General features: G+C 75.6%; 13 protein-coding genes. 7 read left to right on the forward strand and 6 right to left on the reverse strand.

Features of this window, described 5'->3' with window-relative positions; all coding sequences use genetic code 11:
* Positions 1-666 precede the first annotated feature (666 nt).
* On the reverse strand, positions 667-1269 hold the full coding sequence (wrbA, locus tag ACZ4W9_RS04395) for an NAD(P)H:quinone oxidoreductase (RefSeq protein ID WP_467933088.1): 603 nt from the start codon (positions 1267-1269) through the stop codon (positions 667-669).
* 149 nt (positions 1270-1418) lie between these two features.
* On the opposite strand from wrbA, the gene ACZ4W9_RS04400 reads away from it, so the two are divergent.
* Positions 1419-2006: a TetR/AcrR family transcriptional regulator gene (locus ACZ4W9_RS04400; RefSeq protein WP_467933090.1), complete on the forward strand. Its 588-nt coding sequence runs from the start codon at positions 1419-1421 to the stop codon at positions 2004-2006.
* Positions 2007-2203: 197 nt separating this feature from the next.
* Positions 2204-4978, forward strand: a complete 2775-nt coding sequence (locus tag ACZ4W9_RS04405; protein WP_467933091.1) for a helix-turn-helix transcriptional regulator — start codon at positions 2204-2206, stop codon at positions 4976-4978.
* Between the two features lie 448 nt (positions 4979-5426).
* Here the strand turns inward: ACZ4W9_RS04405 and ACZ4W9_RS04410 are convergent, their stop codons facing one another.
* Positions 5427-6338, reverse strand: coding sequence for an ROK family protein (locus ACZ4W9_RS04410; protein WP_467933092.1), 912 nt, complete (start codon positions 6336-6338; stop codon positions 5427-5429).
* Between the two features lie 148 nt (positions 6339-6486).
* Here ACZ4W9_RS04410 and ACZ4W9_RS04415 point away from each other — a divergent pair, with 148 nt between their 5' ends.
* Positions 6487-6735 (forward strand): hypothetical protein, encoded by a 249-nt coding sequence (locus ACZ4W9_RS04415; RefSeq protein ID WP_467933094.1) that lies wholly within the window; start codon positions 6487-6489, stop codon positions 6733-6735.
* Positions 6736-6745: 10 nt separating this feature from the next.
* Here ACZ4W9_RS04415 and ACZ4W9_RS04420 read toward each other — a convergent pair whose 3' ends face one another.
* Entirely contained in the window at positions 6746-7504 is a 759-nt protein-coding gene (locus tag ACZ4W9_RS04420) for a thioesterase II family protein (RefSeq protein ID WP_467933095.1), read from the reverse strand.
* A 46-nt stretch (positions 7505-7550) separates the two neighbouring features.
* Positions 7551-7994 carry a type II 3-dehydroquinate dehydratase gene (locus tag ACZ4W9_RS04425; protein ID WP_467933097.1) on the reverse strand — a complete coding sequence of 148 codons (444 nt, stop codon included), beginning with the start codon at positions 7992-7994 and terminating at the stop codon, positions 7551-7553.
* Between the two features lie 268 nt (positions 7995-8262).
* Here ACZ4W9_RS04425 and ACZ4W9_RS04430 point away from each other — a divergent pair, with 268 nt between their 5' ends.
* Genes ACZ4W9_RS04430 through ACZ4W9_RS04440 form a run of 3 tightly spaced genes read left to right on the forward strand, consistent with a single transcriptional unit; the run spans position 8263 to position 11296 of the window.
* Positions 8263-9435 (forward strand): aminotransferase class I/II-fold pyridoxal phosphate-dependent enzyme, encoded by a 1173-nt coding sequence (locus tag ACZ4W9_RS04430; RefSeq protein ID WP_467933098.1) that lies wholly within the window; start codon positions 8263-8265, stop codon positions 9433-9435.
* Complete coding sequence (locus tag ACZ4W9_RS04435) at positions 9432-10583, forward strand: Gfo/Idh/MocA family protein (protein ID WP_467933100.1); 1152 nt, start codon at positions 9432-9434, stop codon at positions 10581-10583. Before ACZ4W9_RS04430 ends, ACZ4W9_RS04435 begins: the two co-directional genes overlap by 4 nt.
* A gap of 11 nt (positions 10584-10594) precedes the next feature.
* Positions 10595-11296, forward strand: coding sequence for an HAD-IA family hydrolase (locus ACZ4W9_RS04440; protein WP_467933101.1), 702 nt, complete (start codon positions 10595-10597; stop codon positions 11294-11296).
* Between the two features lie 199 nt (positions 11297-11495).
* Here ACZ4W9_RS04440 and ACZ4W9_RS04445 read toward each other — a convergent pair whose 3' ends face one another.
* Both ACZ4W9_RS04445 and ACZ4W9_RS04450 read right to left on the reverse strand, forming a co-directional pair.
* Entirely contained in the window at positions 11496-12566 is a 1071-nt protein-coding gene (locus ACZ4W9_RS04445) for a 3-dehydroquinate synthase family protein (RefSeq protein ID WP_467933102.1), read from the reverse strand.
* A gap of 47 nt (positions 12567-12613) precedes the next feature.
* A complete protein-coding gene (locus tag ACZ4W9_RS04450; RefSeq protein WP_467933104.1) occupies positions 12614-13393 on the reverse strand; it encodes a hypothetical protein in 780 nt (259 codons plus the stop codon).
* A 352-nt stretch (positions 13394-13745) separates the two neighbouring features.
* Here ACZ4W9_RS04450 and ACZ4W9_RS04455 point away from each other — a divergent pair.
* Positions 13746-18663 (forward strand): AMP-binding protein (locus ACZ4W9_RS04455; protein ID WP_467933105.1); only part of this gene is annotated, 4918 nt, incomplete at its 3' end.

An 18663-nucleotide genomic window follows, 5' to 3' on the forward strand; every position in this document is an offset into this window, starting at 1 on the left:
CGACGGCACCGGTGTCCGGGGGCGGTGACCCAGCGGGACCGGTGACCCGTGGGCCGGCGGGATCGACGTACGGCGCGTAGCACCCCGCGCGGGGCTGGCGGGCCGGCCTTCTGAGCCGGACCCGGGCGGCGACCGGCTCACGGCACGTACCCACCCCTCGCGGGGCCCGGCGGGACGGGCTGCCGGAACCGGATCGGGGCGGCGCGGCCGAAGAGCGCCAGTGTTCGCGGGCGGCGGCCCGCCGGGACCGGCGGATGGCGCGTACCGCACGGCACGGGCTCCGGCGGACGGCGCCGGGTGGCGGGCGGCAGCCGACGGCGGGTGTTCGGGGGCGGCGGAACACCGAGAGGGGTGTCACGCGGTCGCCGGGACCGGCGTACGGCGCGCACCCGCGGCGCCCCGCGCGGTGCCTGGCGGGCGGGCCGTCGAGCCCGCCCCGGGCGGCGATGAGACGGTCGACGGCGCCGGTGTTCGAGAACGGCGGACCACCGGGGCGGTGACGCGTCGCCGGTGAGATCGGCGTACGGCGCGTAGCGCTCGGCCGTGGCGCCCGGCTCGGGGCGTGGGGGAAAACGGCGGCCGCCGGCCGGCGGGCGACGCAGGGGGCGGGGGAGGAACCCTGCGTGCGCCCGCGCGGCCGGCGGACGTGGGGGGAGGCTCAGGGCCTCACTTGGTGCCGGCGAGCAGGCGGGCCGTGATGGTCGCCAGACGCTCGCCCTGGTAGCGGGCGGCGGCCAGGGTCTCCTCGGAGGGCGCCTCACCACCGTGGTGGGTGGTGCCGTACGGGTTGCCGCCCGCCGGGTAGACGACCGGGTCGGTGAAGCCCGGGGAGACGATGACCGAGCCCCAGTGGTGGAACGTGTTGTAAAGGGCGAGGGTCGTCGACTCGTTGCCGCCGTGGCGGTTGTAGGCGCTGGTGAAGCCGGTGGCCGGCTTGTCGGCCATGACACCCTGCTGCCACAGGCCGCCGGTGGTGTCGATGAACTGCTTCAGCTGCGCGGCGACGTTGCCGAAGCGGGTGGGCGAACCCAGCGCGTAGGCGTCGGCCCAGGACAGGTCGTCGAGCGTGGCGACCTCGATGTCCCGGGTGGCCTCCAGGTGCTGCCGCCACGCCGGGTTGGCGTCGATGGCGGCGTCCGGGGCCAGTTCGGCGACCCGGCGCAGCCGGACCTCGGCGCCGGCCTTCTCCGCGCCCTCGGCCACCGCCTTGGCGAGCTGATGGACGTTGCCCGTGGACGAGTAGTAGATGACCGCGACCTTGGCACTCATGGTGAGAGCCCCTTCCCAGACAGTGAACATAAGACGACGACCACGAACCGGATACTGATCCGCTTCGCGCTTTCGAGTTAACCGGATAAGAATCCGGTTTACAAGCGGTTCGAGGCAAGAACCGGATACGTATCCGCTAACCTCGGACCATGACCACCGAACTCCCCGTCCTCGGCCAGACCCCGCCGGAGCGCGCGGACGCCGCACGCAACCGGCGGAAGATCCTCGACGCCGCGGCCGGACTGATCGCGGAACGGGGCCCGGAAGCCGTCACCATGAACGCGGTGGCACACGCCGCCGGCATGGGTGTCGGCACCGTCTACCGACGCTTCGGTGACGTCGGCCGGCTTCTGTTCGCCCTGCTCGACGACGGCGAGCAGCGCTTCCAGGAAGCCTTCATGACCGGCCCGCCCCCGCTCGGCCCCGGCGCCCCGCCGGCCGAACGCCTGCGTGCATTCCTGCACGCGGTCGCCGACCGGGTCGTGGAGCAGATGACGGTCCTCGGCGCGGCGGAGGCCGCCTCACCGAAGGCCCGCTACGAGAGCGGCGCCTACCTCACCATGCACACGCATGTCTCCATGCTGCTGCGCCAGGTGAGACCCGACGCGGACTCGACCGTCCTGGCACACCTGCTGCTGGCGCCGTTCACGCCGAGTCTGTTCGGGCACCTCACGGCACAGCATGGTCTGACACAGGAGCGGATCAAGGCCGGCATCGATGGCCTGATCGCACTGTAGCCAGCCGCGCGGCACCGTGGGGGCGCCCAAGACGCCCTGGTTCCCGGCCGATTACCGGCCGGTTCCGGGCGCCTTGCGCGGTGCCCGGCGGGTGGCGCCCGATGAGCGGTCCGGTTACCCGGCCGGGGCTAGCGTTCGGTCCGCTTCCTGAAGATCGGCTCGCGCGGGGCGCGGGCACCAGTCAAGGGGGATAGGCGTTGGGACTGGCAGAAAGACATCAGCACATCCGGTCGCTCGACGGGCTGACGTCCGAGGCGGCGAGCGGCCGGGGCCGGGTGGCCGTCCTGCACGGCACGGGCCCCAACGGCAAGACCGAGCTGCTCGGCCACGCCGTCGGCCGCGCCGGGAAACTCGGCTTCCAGGTGCTGCGCGCGGCCGGGGCACGGCCGGAGCGGGCGCTGCCGCTCGGGATCGTCGCGCAGTTGCTGCGCGGTGCCCCGCTGCCCGGCCCGCCGAGCCGGGAGGCGGACGAGCTGCTCGAACAGGCCGCCGGGACCGGCACGGCGGACGAGTTCCCCGGCACGGCGGCGGTGCGCGTCTTCGACCGGCTCTGCCGCATCCTGCTCGAACTCGCCGGCCGGGCACCGCTGCTGGTCGCCGTGGACGACGTGCATCACGCCGACCCGGCGAGCCTGCACTGCCTGCTGCACCTGATCCGCCGCATCGGATCGCTGCCGGTGTGTGTCGTCCTCACCGACGACACCTCGTCCTCGGTTGAACTCCCCCTGTTCCGGTGCGAGTTGCAGCGCCGCCCGGAGGTGACCCGGCTGGCCGTGGAACCACTCGGGCCGGCCGGGGTGCGGGAGCTGGCCGTGGCCCGCCTGGGCGCCGAGCGGGCCGAGCCGCTGGCCGCCGACTTCCACCGGCTGACCGGCGGAAACACCCTGCTGCTCAGCAGCCTCCTGGACGATGTCGCCGCCACCGGCGGCATCAGCCCGCAGGGTTACGGCGCCGCGTTCGCCGGGCAGCTGGAGCGCGGCGACCGGGTCACCCTCGCGGTGGTCCGGGCGCTCGCCGTCCTCGGACCCGAGCGCGGCCCGGCCGAACTCGCCGAGCTGGCCGGGGTGTCCGAGGCGGAGGCGGGGCGGGTGCTGAGCACGCTGAACGGGTCCGGGCTGCTGGCGGACGGCCAGTTCCGCGCCCCGGTCGCGCGGCTCGCCGTACTGGAGGCCCTCAGTCGCACCGAACGGGACCGGCTGCACCTGGCCGCGGCCGGGATGCTGCACCAGCGCGGGGCGCCGGTCACCCGGGTGGCCGCCCATCTGGTCGAGACCCAGTCGGCGCCCGGTGACTGGGCCGTCCAGGCGCTGCGCGAGGCGGCCGAGCGGGCCCTCGTCTCCGACCGGCGTTCCACCGCCGTCGCCTGCCTCGAACTCGCCCATCGCGACTGCCCGGACGAGACGGTCCGCACGGCGGTCCTGGCCCGGCTGCTGCACGCCGAGTGGCTGGACAACCCGTCCCGGGCGGCCCGGCACCTGAGCGCGCTCGGCGCCGCCGCCGCGGCCGGCCGGCTCGATTCGGCCGAGCGGGTCGCGCTGGTGCACCGGCTGCTGTGGCACGGCCGGGGCGAGGAGGCCGCCCGGGTGCTGCACCGGCTGCGCGCCACCGCCCGTGCCCCGCACCCCGGGCACCACACCGACCTGCTCGACCTGGAGCACTGGCTGGCCTGGAACCACCCGGGGCTGGCGAGGGAGAACCGGCCGCAGGCGACCGCCGCTACGGCCCCCTTGCTCGGCGGGCCGTCCCGTTCGGGGCCGCTGCCGCAGGTCACCGGGGTGCTGTCGGACGCCCTGACCCGGGGCCGGCCGGACCGGGTGGCCGACCTCGCCGAGCAGGTCCTCGGGGACCTGCCGCGCGCCCGGACGAGCGAGTGGGGTGCGGAGGCGGCGCTGACCGCGCTGACCGTGCTCACCGCGGCCGACCGGCCCGCCGACACCCTCGCCTGGTGCGTGCGCCTTCTCGCCGGGGACGCGCACCTGCTGCCGGTGACGACCCGTGCCTTCGTGGCGGCGGCCCGGGCGGAGGCCGCGCTGCGCCTCGGCGAGCTGGGCACCGCGCTGGAGCAGGCCCGGCTGGCGTTCGTCCTGCTGCCCGCGAAGTCCTGGGGCACGGCGGTCGGGCTGCCGCTCGGTGCCCTGCTCCTCGCGGCGGCCCGCACCGGGGACTTCGAGGAGGTGGCACGGCAGCTGACCCAGTCGGTGCCGGACGCGATGCTCGACAGCCGCTACGGCGTGACGTACCTGTACGCCCGCGGTCACTGCCGGCTCGCCACCGGGCACGGCCACGCCGCGCTCGCCGACTTCCTGGCCTGCGGCGAGCGGATGCGGGCCTGGGGGCTGGACGGGCCGGGGCTGCCCGCCTGGCGCACCGGGGCGGCCGAGGCCTGGCTGCGGCTGGGCAACACCGACCAGGCGAAGAAGCTCGCCTACGACCAGCTGGGGCGGCCGGACGCGGCCCGGCCGCACACCCGCGGGCTGGCGCTGCGCATGATGGCGGCGGCGAGCCCCGTCAAGCGCATGCCGCAGCTGCTGAACGAGGCGCTGGACCTGTTCGAGGAGTGCGGGGACCAGTACGAGCAGGCGCGCGTCCTCGCCGACCTGAGCCGGGCGCAGTACGAGGCGGGCGACAACCGGCGGGCGCGGATGCTGTTCCGCCGGGCGCGGCACATGGCGCGGCTGTGCGGGGCGGAGCCGCTGTGCGAGGAACTGCTGTCCGCCCCCGAGGAGCTGGGGGGCGAGCCGCCGGTCAGGGAGTGCGGCCTCGGGGCCGGGCTGACCGACGCGGAGCGCCGGGTGGCCGCGCTCGCCGTGCGCGGTTACACCAACCGCGAGATCGCCCTCAAGCTCTACGTCACCCCGAGCACCGTGGAGCAGCACCTGACCCGCACCTATCGCAAGCTCGGCATCAAGCGCCGCAAGGACCTGCCGGCCGGCCTGGCCGTCGAAACCGGCGCGTCCGGAAGCGCGGCGTAACGCCGGGACGCCGGGGCCGACTCGCCCGGCACGCGCGGACAGGCCGCACCGGGCGGGCAGCGCGCGGGCCGGGCGGGCAGGCACGCGCCCCTGGGGAGCGGGACGCGAGCCCCCGTCCGCACGGCGGGGGCGGGCAGGGGGTGCGCGCCGTCACGGGAACGGGGCGCGGGACCCCTCGCGGGCGAGACACCCCCCGCGGGCGCGGGACCGTGCGCGGGCGCGGGCCCCCGTTATGTTTTCCGCGGTCCTGCAAGAGGACCGCTGGCCTCCGGGCCCGGCATGGCTGGTCCCCCTGTCGAATCCCTCCCGGATGCGGGCGGCCGGTCCGCGCCCCGGGCACGGGCCCGGAGCACGGCGCCCCGCCCGGATGTGCCCCGGGCCGCACGGATGCGCCCGGGGCCGGTGACGTAGCCCGGCACTCCGGCCCGAGGGCGGGAACCGCGGCCCGTCATACCCGTGTTCGTGCCGGTGTGCTGTCCGTGCTCCCGGCCAGGAGGAGGGCGCCGTGCAGGGAGGACAGGGCGCCGAGGCGGGCGGGATGGAGGGCGGGGGCGGGGGTGCCGGGGCGGGCCAGGCGGCCGGCGTGGGCCCGGAGCGCGGGGAGGTAGCCGGGGATGCCCGCCGCGAAGCCGCCGCCGATCACCACCCGCCGGGGATGGACCAGTTCGGCCAGGGACACCGCCGCCGCGGCCAGCGCCGCGGCGCTCACGTCCAGCGCGGTCACGGCCCACCCCCGGCCGGCCGCGAACGCGTCGCGCAGCTCGGTGTATTCCACCGGGCCGCCGCGCAGCCGGGCGGCGCGGCGCAGGGTGGCCGGTCCGGAGGCGATCGCCTGGACGCAGCCGCGCCGCCCGCAGTCGCACCGCTCCCCCGCCCGGTCCACGATCACATGCCCCACCTCGCAGGAGCCGTGCCGGGTGCCGGGCACGAGCCGGCCGTCCAGGACGATGCCGCCGCCGATGCCCGTGCCGACGCCGAGGTAGACCAGGTCCCGGCAGCCCGCGGCGTCCGCCTCGGCGAGCGCGGCCAGATCGCCGTCGTCGGCGCAGAGGACCTCGCTGCCGGGCAGCAGGCCGGCCAGCTCCTCGCGCAGCCGCACCCCTTGCCAGAACGGGCGTCCCGGCCACACCGCGACCCGGCCGTCCGCGTCGAGGGTCGCGGGCAGCGCCACCCCGACCGCCTCCACCGCCCCGGGCCCGGCGCCCGCCAGGGCCCGGGTGTGCTCGGCGAGCGCGGCCAGGTCGGCCTCGACGGTGCGCGCCCCGGGCCAGCGGAAGACGGATTCGGTGTGCTCGCCGGAGGCGGCGCGCAGCCGCAGGGCGACCTTCGTGCCGCCGATATCTATTCCGAGGTGTGTCATGGCGTCCCTTCTCTTGGAAAACCCCGGCGGTGTTTTTCCGGGGCGGATCAGGGGGGTGGTCCGGGGAATTTCCCGTAAGGGCAGCGGATAGGTTCGGCGTACGGATTGCTCCGGCCGCGCGGCATCGGACCGGAAAGACGGAGGGGTAATGGAGTCGAATTTCCCGGATGTTCTCGACGGCGCCGGGCCGGCCGGTGTCACCGCGCTGCGGGTGTTCGCCGGTGCCCGGTGCGAAACGCCGGGCGACCCGGCGGGCCCGTTGCCGCCGGACGACCCGCTGGGCCCGCTGCGGGCCGTGCTGCTGGAGTCCGTGGCGGCCGTGGCCACCGCCGCCGGCAGCCCGCCGGGCCCCGTCCCGCCGGAGGCCGGGCCGGGCGGCGCGCCGGGAGGCCGGTGAGCGGGACGGCTCAGGGCCGGGGGCACAGCGTGTCGCGCACCAGGGCGGCGACCGCGTCCCGGTGGTCGGCGGGGAAGAAGTGGCCGCCGTCGAAGACGTGCAGGTCGGCGCCGGCCGGCGCGTGCCGGGACCAGGCCGCGGCGCCTGCGACGGGGACCCGGGGGTCGCGGTCGCCGGCCAGCACCGTCACCGGGCAGTCGACGGTGGCGCCGGGTTCGCCGCGGTAGGTCTCGACCGCGCGGTAGTCGCCGCGGATCACCGGCAGCAGCAGCCGCCGCAACTCCTCGTCCTCGAACAGCAGCGGGTCGGTGCCGCTGAGCGTGCGCAGTTCGGCGAGGACGCCCGCGTCGTCCAGCCGGTGGACCCGGTGGCCGGGGTCGAGCGAGGGGGCGGGCCGGCCCGAGGCGAAGAACCGCAGCGGCCGCCGGCCCCGCGCCTCCAGGCGCCGTACGACCTCGAAGCCCACCGTGGCCCCCATGCTGTGGCCGAAGACGGCGAACGGGCGGTCGTCGGTGTACGGCAGCAGGGCCTCGGTGACCGCGTCCGCGAGGCGGCGGATGTCGGTGATCAGCTCCTCGCGCCGGCGGTCCTGGCGGCCCGGGTACTGCACCGACAGCACTTCGATGTCCGGGCTGAGGGCCGCGGAGAACGGCCGGTACCAGGTGGCGGCCCCGCCGGCGTGCGGCAGGGCGACGAGCCGGACCGCGGCGCCGGGCGCCGGGTGGTAGCGCCGGATCCACCGCTCGTGGTCGACGGTGGTCGGGCTCACGTCGGTTCACCTGTCCTTCCGCGGGTGCGCCCGTCGCCGGGGAGGTTCACCGGTCCGCCGGGGACGACAGCTGGAGCAAGGCGCGGGCGGCGAGCCGATAGCCGAGGGCGCCCATGCCGACGATCACGCCGTCGGCGAGCGGCGCGATGACCGACTCGTGCCGGAACTGCTCGCGGGCCCAGACGTTGGACAGGTGCACTTCGACCCAGGGCCTCGGGTAGTTGGCCAGGGCGTCCCGCAGCCCCCACCCGTTGATCATGAGGGCGCCGGGGTTCACGATGGCGCCGGCCGTGTAGTAGTGCTCCTGGACGGCCCGGATCAGCTCGCCCTCGGAGTCGCGCTGCACCGACACGACGTCCCAGCCGCGTTCGGCGATCTCCTTCTCGATGGCCCGCTCGATGTCGAACAGCGTTTCCGTGCCGTAGATCTCGGGTTCGCGCCGGCCGAGGATGCCCAGGTTGGGACCGTTCAGCAGGAGTATCGCGGTCACGTTCCCCGCCTTTCTGTCTCTGTGTCCAAGGGAGGATGCGGAGATTTGTAGCACCGGATTTCTTTCCCGGGAAAGCACAAGGGGGTCGGGACGGAATGACTGGGGCGGTTCTGGGGGGCGCGTAGGGGATGGGAAGCCTCGCCTTCCCTGGGGTAGCGTGCTAGCGGCGGTGCAGAATATCCCGCCGATATTCCTCGTGACACCGCCGGGCCCCGGACGCATTCCCGGGCCGGAAATCGTCGACCCCCTCGCAAAGGAATGGTTGCGCATGTCTGACCGAAAGCCGCTCGACCTCCCCGTGTGGCCCCAGTACGGGGACGAAGAGCGCGAAGGACTGATCAGGGCGCTGGAGCAGGGCCAGTGGTGGCGTATGGGCGGCAGTGAAGTCGAGTCGTTCGAGCGGGAGTTCGCCGAGTTCCACGGTGCCGAGTACGCCCTCGCGGTCACCAACGGCACCCACGCCCTGGAGCTGGCCCTGCAGGTGCTCGGCATCGGACCGGGCGCCGAGGTGATCGTGCCGGCGTTCACCTTCATCTCGTCCTCGCAGGCGGCGCAGCGCCTCGGCGCCGTCGCCGTCCCGGTCGACGTCGACCCGGAGACGTACTGCCTGGACGTGGCCGCCACCGAGGCCGCGATCACCGAGCGCACCCGCGCCATCATGCCGGTGCACATGGCCGGTCACTTCCCGGACATGGACGCGCTGGAGAAGCTCGCCGCCGACCACGGCATCGCGCTGATCCAGGACGCGGCGCACGGCCAGGGCGGGCGCTGGCGGGGGCGCGGCTACGGCGAGCTGGGCTCGGTCGCCGCCTTCAGCTTCCAGAACGGCAAGCTGATGACGGCCGGCGAGGGCGGACTCGTACTGTTCCCGACCCGGGAGCTGTACGAGGAGGCGTTCCTGCGCCACTCCTGCGGGCGGCCCGCCACCGACCGCCGGTATCTGCACCAGACGTCCGGTTCCAACTTCCGGATGAACGAGTTCTCCGCCTCGGTGCTGCGCGCCCAGCTGCGCCGCTACCCCGAGCAGTTGGCCACCCGTGAGCAGCGCGCCCCGCTGCTCGCCTCGCTGCTCGCCGGGATCCCGGGTGTGGTGCCGCAGAAGCACGACCCCCGGGTCACCTCGCACCCGCACTACATGGCGATGTTCCGGGTGCCGGGCATCACCGAGCGGGCGCGCAACGAGCTGGTGGAGGCGCTGGTCGCGGCGGGGCTGCCCGCGTTCATCGCGTTCCGGGCGATCTACCGCTCGGCGGGCTTCTGGGAGACCGGCGCGCCGGCGGAGACCCTGGAGCAGGTCGCGGCCCGCTGCCCGAACACCGAGGCGATCAACAACGACGCGATCTGGCTGCACCACCGCACGCTGCTCGCCTCCGAGGAGCAGATCCACCGGGTCGCCGAGATCGTCGCCGACACCGTCGCCTCCGGCCCGGCCTCGGCATGAGCGCTTCCCCCTCCGCCCCGCGGGCACGGCGGCCGGTGCGGGTGGCGGTGGTGGGCCTCGGCTGGGCGGCCAGGTCGATCTGGCTGCCCCGGCTGCACGCCCACCCCGCCTTCACGGTCGGCGCCGTCGTCGATCCCGACCCGGCCGCGTGCGCCTCCGTCGTACAGGACCTCGCCGACACCCGGCTGCTGTCCGCTGTGGACGAACTGACCCCGGCCGACGCCGATCTCGCGGTGGTCGCGGTGCCCAACCATCTGCACGCCGACATCGCCTGCCGGCTGCTCACCCGGGGCATCCCGGCCTTCGTGGAGAAGCCGGTCTGCCTCGACTCCGACGAGGCACGCCGGCTCCTGGTCGCGGAGAACGCGGGCGGCGCGGTGCTGCTCGCGGGCAGTGCCGCCCGGTACCGCGCCGATGTGCTGGCGCTGCGGGAGCTGGTGGCCGGCCTCGGCCGGATCCGGCATGTCGACGTGTCCTGGGTGCGGGCCCGGGGCATCCCGGACGCGGGCGGCTGGTTCACCCGGCGCAGCCTGTCCGGCGGCGGGGCCCTGGTCGACCTCGGCTGGCACCTGCTGGACACGGTCACGCCGCTGCTCGGCGACGCCGGGTTCGACCAGGCACTGGCCACCGTCTCCGACGACTTCGTGCGCAGTTCGGCGGCGCGGGCCGCGTGGCGGGACACGGCGCCCGTGGCCGGCCAGGACGGCGATGTGGAGGACACCGTCCGGGGCTTCGTGGTCACCGACGGCGGGGTGTCGCTGTCGCTGCGCGCGAGCTGGGCCTCGCACGAGCCGCGGGACGTCACCCGGATCCGGGTGGACGGCAGCGCGGGCAGCGCGACGCTGCGCTGTACCTTCGGGTTCAGCCCGAACCGGGTGCCGTCCGAGCTGACCGTGTTGCGGGACGGCCGGGCCGAGACCGTCCCGGTCCCGCCCGAGGAGGTGGGCGACGAGTACGTCCGCCAGCTCGACGCGCTGCCCGCGCTGCTCGCCGACCCGGCGAGCCGGGGCCGGGCGGCCGGCGAGACGCTGCGCACCATCCGGCTCATCGAGCGACTGTACGACTCCGCCCGTGCGGCCCGGGACCCCGGCGCCGCGGGCTCCCACCCGACGGACGGGCGGGCGATCCCCGCCCCGACTCTCGCCTGAGGACGACTGCCATGACCCAGAACACCGACGCGGCCTTCGACACCTTCGCCGACTGGGGCGAGCGGGACATCCGGGCCGTCGTCTTCGATCTCGACGGCGTGCTCGTGGACAGCTTCGAGGTGATGCGCCAGGCGTTCACGGTGGCGTACCGGGAAGTCGTCGGCGACAGCCCGGCGCCGTTCGAGGAGTACAACCGGCACCAGGGCCGGTACTTCCCCGACATCATGCGGATCATGGGCCTGCCCCCGGAGATGGAGGAGCCCTTCGTCCGCGAGAGTTATCGCCTCTCCCACCAGGTGCGGTTGTTCGACGGGGTGGTGGAGGCGCTGCGCGAGCTGCGGGCGCGGGGCGTCCGTACGGCGGTGGCCACCGGCAAGAGCGGGCCGCGCGCCCGGGCGCTGCTCGCCGAGCTGGCGGTGATCGACCTGTTCGACCAGGTCATCGGCTCGGACGAGGTGCCCCGGCCGAAGCCCGCCCCCGACATCGTGGAACGCGCGCTGGCCCTGCTCGACACCGCGCCGGGGCACGCCCTGATGGTGGGGGACGCGGTGACGGACCTGACCAGCGCGCGTGGCGCGGGGGTGGCCGCGGTCGCCGCCGTGTGGGCCGACGTCGACGAGACGGAACTCCTCGCGGCCGGCCCGGACGCCGTGCTCACGGCCCCGGCGGAACTGCTCGCCCTGCTCGGCAGGTCCACGGCACCGGCGGTGTGACCTCGCGCACCCAGGACCCCGGCCCCCGCCTCACGGGGGGCCGGGGTCCTGCCGTACGCCCGTGCGCCGGGTACGGCACCCGGTCGCGCCGGCGCGCCGCGGAGGCGGCCCCCGCGGCCGTCGTCCCCCGTACGGCACGCCGGGAGCCCCGTCCCGGAGGAGGAGGTCCACCGGGGCGGGGCTCCGTGCGCGGGCGGGGTCACAGGGGGCGGCGGGGCATCTCCTCCAAGGTGCGCAGGACCGCCTCCTCGGGGACGTCCTGGACGAGTTCGGGCCCGCCGGGCCCGTCCAGGACGAAGGCGAGGCCGGAGGTGGCCTTCTTGTCCAGCCGCATCAGGTCCGTCAGTTCCCGCGCGGTGGGTCCGGGCGGCAGGGCGGTGGGCAGGCCGTAGCCGGACACCACCTCCAGGTGCCGGGCCACGCGGTCGGCGCCGATCCGGCCGAGCGCGGCGGCGAGCCGGCCCGCGAAGACGGTGCCGATCGCCACCGCCTCGCCGTGCCGCAGCGCGAAGCCGGTGGCGATCTCCAGCGCGTGGCCCAGGGTGTGGCCGTAGTTGAGCAGGTGGCGCGGGCCGCTGTCGCGTTCGTCGGCCGTCACCACCCGCGCCTTCATGGTGACGCTCGCGGCGATCTGCTCGTACAGCGGCAGGTGCCGCAGGTCGCCGGTCCCGATGAACGCGGCGCGGGCCAACTCGCCGTAGCCGTTGATCAGTTCGCGCTCGGGCAGGGTGCCGAGGTAGTCGGTGTCGCACAGCACCGCCCGGGGCTGCCAGTAGGTGCCGACCAGGTTCTTGCCCTCGGGCAGGTTGACCGCCGTCTTGCCGCCGATGCTCGCGTCCACCTGGGCGAGCAGCGAGGTGGGCAGGTGGATGACGGGCACCCCGCGGTGGTAGAGGGCGGCGGCGAGTCCGACGGTGTCGGTGGTGGTGCCGCCGCCGCAGCTGACCACCGCGTCCTGCCGGGTGAGCCCGAACCCGGCGAAGGCGCGGCACAGTTCGCCGACGGTGACGAGGTTCTTGTCGTTCTCCCCGTCCCGCGCCCGCACCAGCCGGTGCGGGACGCCCGGGTCCGGCACCCACTCCTCGGGCCGCGCGGAGACGACGACCACGCGGCGGGCGCCGGTCTCCGCGATGATCCCGGGCAGCAGGTGCCGTACGCCGGGGCCGATATGGACGGTGTACGAGCGGTCCCCCAGGTCCACGGCGACGCTGCGCCGCGGGCCGGGGTCCGCCGGGCGCGCGCCGGTGTCCGGCGCGGACTTCAGGGCCATGTGGCCCCCCTTTCGGCGAGTGGTGCGGTGGTCGGGGCCGGGCCTGGTCACGCGCTCTGGAGCACGGCGTCGCCCGGTGTCAGGGCCGCCTCGGGGTTGCCGCGCACGGCCAGCGCGGCCAGCGCCTCGGTCCGGGCGGGGATGCCCAGCCGCCGGTGGGTGAGCCGCAGGTGCGCGAACAGCAGGTAGCGGCCCGGGTGCTCGGCCGCGGTGTCACCGGCGGCCAGGGCGCCCAGCTCGGACAGGTAGGACTGCCAGGCGGCGGCCGTCCCGGCGTCCATGGCGAGCAGGCCGGACGCCTCGATCAGCTCCCCGGCCCGGGCTGTGGCGCGCCGGCCGAGGCCGAGCCGCTGCCCGGCGTCCAGTGGGGCGGACCAGTACTGCCAGCACTGGAAGAGGAAGGCCGAGCGGTCGGCCTCGGGCAGGAGCCCGGCCGCGTGCCGAAGGTGCAGCACGGCCAGAGCGAGCCGGTCGTCCTGGGTGAGCCCGCCGGCCCGGGCCAGGGCGAGCGCCAGTTCGCTGGATCGGGTGGACAGTTCGCCGGTGGCGGCGGCGAGGCGCTCCGTGCGGTACGGTGGCCGGCCGCCGAGGCGCTCGGCGGCGGCGAGCAGCGCGGACAGCGGGCCGTGGACGTCGTCGGCGGCGATCCACAGTTCGGTGCCGGGGCCGCCGTCCCGCGGCGGCTGGAAGAACCAGTGGCCGCCCTCGCCGGCGCGGATCCCGGCCAGTGCCTCCAGTACTCCGGCGGGCAGCCGCGGGGCCAGGGCGGCTTCCTGATCGGCCCAGGCCTGCCCCGCCGGCCTGCAGAACAGCCAGTTGCGCGTCATCGCGGATGTTCCCCTCGGAATGGCTTCACGATTCTCCGTCGGTCGCGGTTTCCTCCGGTCACGGTGTCACCGGCTTTCCGGGCCGGTACGCTGCCCGTCGAGCCGGCGCTCTCGCTTTCGGGCCCCTCTCCCTTTTCGGGCCGGTACTCTCCCTTTTCGTGTCCGGGACCGCGAGGCGAGCGTAGGGCGCCGGTCATCCGGCTTCCATCGGCCGGTCGCACGGCACCGGAAACCTCGGTGATTAAGGGTGGTCGTAGGGGGGCGGGCTGGGGGGTGCACCGGCCTCGCGGCGGACGAGACTGGGTTTTCGAGCGCGAACTCATGTCTTTTCCGAACAAGGGGTGTACCGGTAATGCTGCGCACCGAACTGATAAGGCCGCTGCCCGAACTGCTGAAGGCGCATGCGCATTCCTTCGGGAACAAGACGGCGTTCAGTGACGGGCGGCGAAGCGTCAGCTACGCCGAATTGGAGAAGCGTACGGCCAGACTGGCCGGGCATCTGGCCGGGCTGCGGCTCCAGCCGGGCGACCGGGCCGCCATTCTGCTCGGCAACCGGGTGGAGACGGTGGAGAGTTATCTCGCGGTCGTCCGCGCCGCCGCGATCGGCGTGCCGCTCAATCCGCGCTCGACCGACGCCGAACTGGACTATCTGCTCCAGGACAGCGGCGCCCGGGTGCTCATCACGGACACCGCCCATCTGGACCAGGTGCGCGCCCTCATGGCCGACGGGCGCGCGCTGCGCGTCGTGGTCGTGGGCGACGACGCCGAGGGCGGCCCGGGCACGGTCGGCTACGAGCGGCTGGCCGGCACCGAGCCGGCCGAGCCGCCCCGGGACGACCTCGGCCTGGACGACGTGGCGTGGATCCTGTACACCTCCGGCACCACCGGCAGGCCCAAGGGGGTGCGCTCCACCCAGCGCAACTGCCTGTGGTCGGTGGCCGCCTGCTATGTGCCGGTGCCGGGCCTGAGCGCCGCGGACCGGGTGCTGTGGCCGCTGCCGCTGTTCCACAGTCTGTCGCACATCTTCTGTGTGCTCGCCGTGACCGCGGTCGGCGCCTCGGCGCGGATCGTGGACGGCTTCTCGGCGGAGGAGATCCTCAAGGGACTGGAGGAGGACGGCACCACGTTCCTCGGCGGCGTCCCGACCATGTACCACTATCTGGTCCAGGCGGCCCGGGAACGCGGGTTCCGCGCGCCGACGCTGCGGATGTGCCTGGTGGGCGGCGCGATCACCACGGCGTCGCTGCGGCAGGCCTTCGAGGCGTCCTTCGGGGCGCCGCTGCTGGACGCCTACGGTTCGACCGAGACCTGCGGCTCGATCACGATCAACTGGCCCACGGGCGCCCGGGTCGAGGGCTCCTGCGGGCTGCCGGTGCCCGGGCTGAACGTGCGTCTCGTCGACCCGGAGACGGGGGCCGAGGTCGGCACCGGCGAGGAGGGCGAGGTGTGGGTGAGCGGCCCGAACGTGATGGCCGGCTACCACAACAAGCCCGAGGAGACCGCCGCCGCCCTGGTCGACGGCTGGTACCGCACCGGTGACCTGGCCCGCCGGGACGGCGCCGGGTACTTCACCGTGACCGGCCGCATCAAGGAACTCGTCATCCGCGGCGGCGAGAACATCCACCCGGGCGAGGTGGAGCAGGTGCTGCGCGAGGTGCCGGGCGTCGCGGACTGCGCGGTCGTCGGCAAGCCGCACGACGTGCTCGGCGAGGTGCCGGTGGCCTTCCTGGTGCCGGGGCCGGAGGGCATCGACCCGGAGCGGGTCTTCACCGCCTGCCGGGAACGCCTGGCGTACTACAAGGTGCCCGAGGAGCTGTACGAAATCGAGCGGGTGCCCCGTACCCAGTCCGGGAAGATCACCCGGCACGCGCTGCTGGCCCGCCCCGGCCGGCTGCGTGCCGCGGGCGGCGGCCGGTTCGAGGCGCTGCTGCGCTGCGACTGGGTGCCGCTGCCCGCCCCCGCCGCGGCCGTGACCGGCCCGTGGGCGGTGCTCGGCGCGGACCCGGCGCCCTACGGCGGCCCCGGGTACGACACCCCGGCCGCCCTGGCCGACGCGGTCGCCGCCGGCACCGCCGTGCCCGAGGTGACCGTGCTCGCCGCGGACCGTGTCGTGGCCGCTGCCACGGCCGGTTCGGCGCGGCCGGGCGGCGCGACCGTGGAGGGTGCCGTGCGTGCCGTCGCGGACGCCGTCGAGACCTGGCTCGGCGCCGCCGGGCCGGCCCCGGCGCGGCTGGTCGTCGTCACCCGCCGGGCGGTGGCCACCGGCGGCGACACGGATGCCCCGGACCTGGCGCACGCCGCCGTCTGGGGCCACCTGGAGGCGCTGCGCCGGGCCCGTCCCGGCCGGATCGTGCTCGCCGACGCCGACACGGACACCGCGCCGGGCGCGCTGGCGGACGCGCTGCGCGCGGCGCTCGGCACCGCCGAAGACCGGTTCGCGGTGCGCGACGGCGTCCTGCTCGGCGCCCGGCTGGCCCGGGTGTCGGCGGCCGTGGACGAGGTGCCGCGTCCGCAGGTCGACCCGCGGCGCACGGTCGTCGTCACCGGTGTCGCCGGTGCGCGGGGCGCTGCGGCGGCCCGTCATCTGGTGGCCGCGCACCGCGCCCGGCACCTGCTGCTGATCAGCGGCCACGGCGCGGACGACCCGGCCGCCGAGGCGCTGCGCGCCGAACTCGCCGCGCAGGGCGCCACGGTGGCCCTGCACGCCTGCGACCTCACCGACCGGGAGAAGCTGGCCGAGGTGCTGTCCCGGGCTCAGTTCCCGGTCGGCACGGTGGTGCACGCCCCGGACCCGGACGACACCTGGGCGGCCGGTCCGCTGCGGGCTGCCGCCGACGCCGCGCTGAACCTGCACGAGCTGACCCGGGCCGCCCGGCCGGTCGCCTTCGTCGTGTTCTCCGCCGCCGACGCCCTGCTCGGCCTGCCCGCCGACCCGGCGCAGGCCGCCGCCGACGCGTTCGTGCAGGCGCTGGCCCAGCACCGCACCGCCCGCGGCCTGGCCGGGTCCGCCCTGGCCTGGGGCCCGTGGTACCCGGCCGGCCCCCGCCCGGCGGACGAGGAGCTGCCCGCGGGCGTCGGCGTGCTGCCGGCGCACACCGCGCTCGCCATGTTCGACGCGGCCCGGTTCGCCTCCGCCACCGTGCTGTTCCCGGTGAAGCTGGACACCACCACGCTGCACGGCGACGCCGTTCCCCCGCTCTTCGCCGACCTCGTGGACACCGCGCCGCGCGCCGGCACCGCGGACGACGCCCGCGCCGCGGCCCTGCGCGAGCGCCTGGCGGCGCTGCCCGACGACGGCGGGACGCGCATGCTGCTGGAGCTGGTCCGCACCGAGGCGGCGCGCACCGCCGAGCTGGACGGCCCGGGCGCGGTCGGCTCCCGGCGCGACTTCAAGGCGCTGGGCTTCACCTCCGTCCAGGCGGTGGAGCTGCGCAACCGGCTCACCGAGGCCACCGGCCTGAAGCTGCCGGCCACCCTCGCCTTCGACCATCCGACGCCGGAGGCGGTCGCCCGGCACCTGCGGTCGCTGCTGCTGCGCACCGGGCCCACCGCCGCCGTCACCGCGGCGGCCCGGGCCGCCGACCCGGACGAGCCGGTGGCGATCGTGGCGATGAGCTGCCGCCTGCCGGGCGGGGTGGCCTCCCCGCAGGAGTTGTGGCGGCTGGTCGAGGAGGGCGTGGACGCCGTCTCTGCGTTCCCCGACGACCGGGGCTGGAACCTCGCCGAGCTGTACGACCCGGATCCCGCGCACACGGGCACCTCCTACGTCCGCGAGGGCGGGTTCCTGTACGACGCGGGCGACTTCGACGCCGGTTTCTTCGGGATCTCGCCGCGCGAGGCGCTGGCCTCCGACCCGCAGCAGCGGATCCTGCTGGAGACGGCCTGGGAGACCTTCGAGCGGGCCGGGATCGACCCGGCGTCGCTGCGCGGCAGCGCCGTCGGCGTCTTCGCCGGTGTGATGTACCACGACTACGGTTCGCAGCTGAGCGGCGTCCCGGAGGGCATCGAGGGGCAGATCGGCATCGGCACGGCCGGCAGCGTGGTCTCGGGCCGTGTCTCCTACACGCTCGGCCTGGAGGGCCCGGCCGTCACGGTGGACACGGCGTGCTCGTCGTCGCTGGTCGCGCTGCATCTCGCGGCGCAGGCGGTGCGCGGCGGCGAGTGCTCGATGGCGCTGGCCGGCGGGGTGGCGGTGATGGCGACGCCCACGTCGTTCATCGAGTTCTCCCGGCAGCAGGGGCTGGCCGCCGACGGCCGCTGCAAGGCGTTCGCGGCGGCGGCCGACGGCACCGGCTGGTCGGAGGGCGTCGGCCTGGTGCTGCTGGAGCGGCTGTCGGACGCCCGGCGCAACGGGCACCGGGTGCTCGCGGTGATCCGGGGCAGCGCCGTCAACCAGGACGGCGCCTCCAACGGGCTGACCGCGCCCAGCGGCCCGGCCCAGCAGCGCGTCATCCGCCAGGCGCTGGCCAACGCCGGGCTGACCACGGCCGACGTGGACGCCGTGGAGGCGCACGGCACGGGCACCCGGCTCGGCGACCCGATCGAGGCGCAGGCCGTCCTCGCGACGTACGGGCAGGACCGCCCCGGGGACCGGCCGCTGTGGCTGGGCTCGCTGAAGTCGAACATCGGGCACGCGCAGTCCGCCGCGGGTGTCGCCGGTGTCATCAAGATGGTGGAGGCGATCCGGCACGGTGTGCTGCCCCGGACGCTGCACGTGGACGAGCCGACGCCGCACGTGGACTGGTCGGCGGGCGCGGTGGAGCTGCTGACGGAGGCCCGCCCCTGGCCGGAGACCGGGCGCCCGCGCCGGGCCGCCGTGTCCTCCTTCGGCGTCAGCGGCACCAACGCCCACGTCATCATCGAGCAGCCGCCCGCCGGGGACACTCCCGAACCGGCCGTGGACGGGCCCGAGCCGCCGGTGACCGCGTGGGCGCTGTCCGCCGCGACGGCCGAGGCGCTGCCCGCGCAGGCGGCCCGTCTGTCGGCGTTCCTCGCCGAGCATCCCGAGCTGGGCGCACGCGAGGTCGGCTACGCCCTGGCCACCACCCGCGCCCACCTGGACCACCGCGCGGTGCTCACCGCGCCCGACCGGGAGAGCGCCCTCGCCGGGCTGCGGGCCCTCGCCCAGGGCAGGACCGGCCCGGCGGCCGTCACCGGCCGGCCGTCGGACGGCGCGCTGGCCGTGCTGTTCACGGGGCAGGGTGCCCAGCGGGCCGGGATGGGCCGCGAACTGTACGACGCCTTCCCGGTGTTCGCCCAGGCCTACGACA

The organism is Streptomyces sp. NPDC029296, from assembly GCF_055569255.1.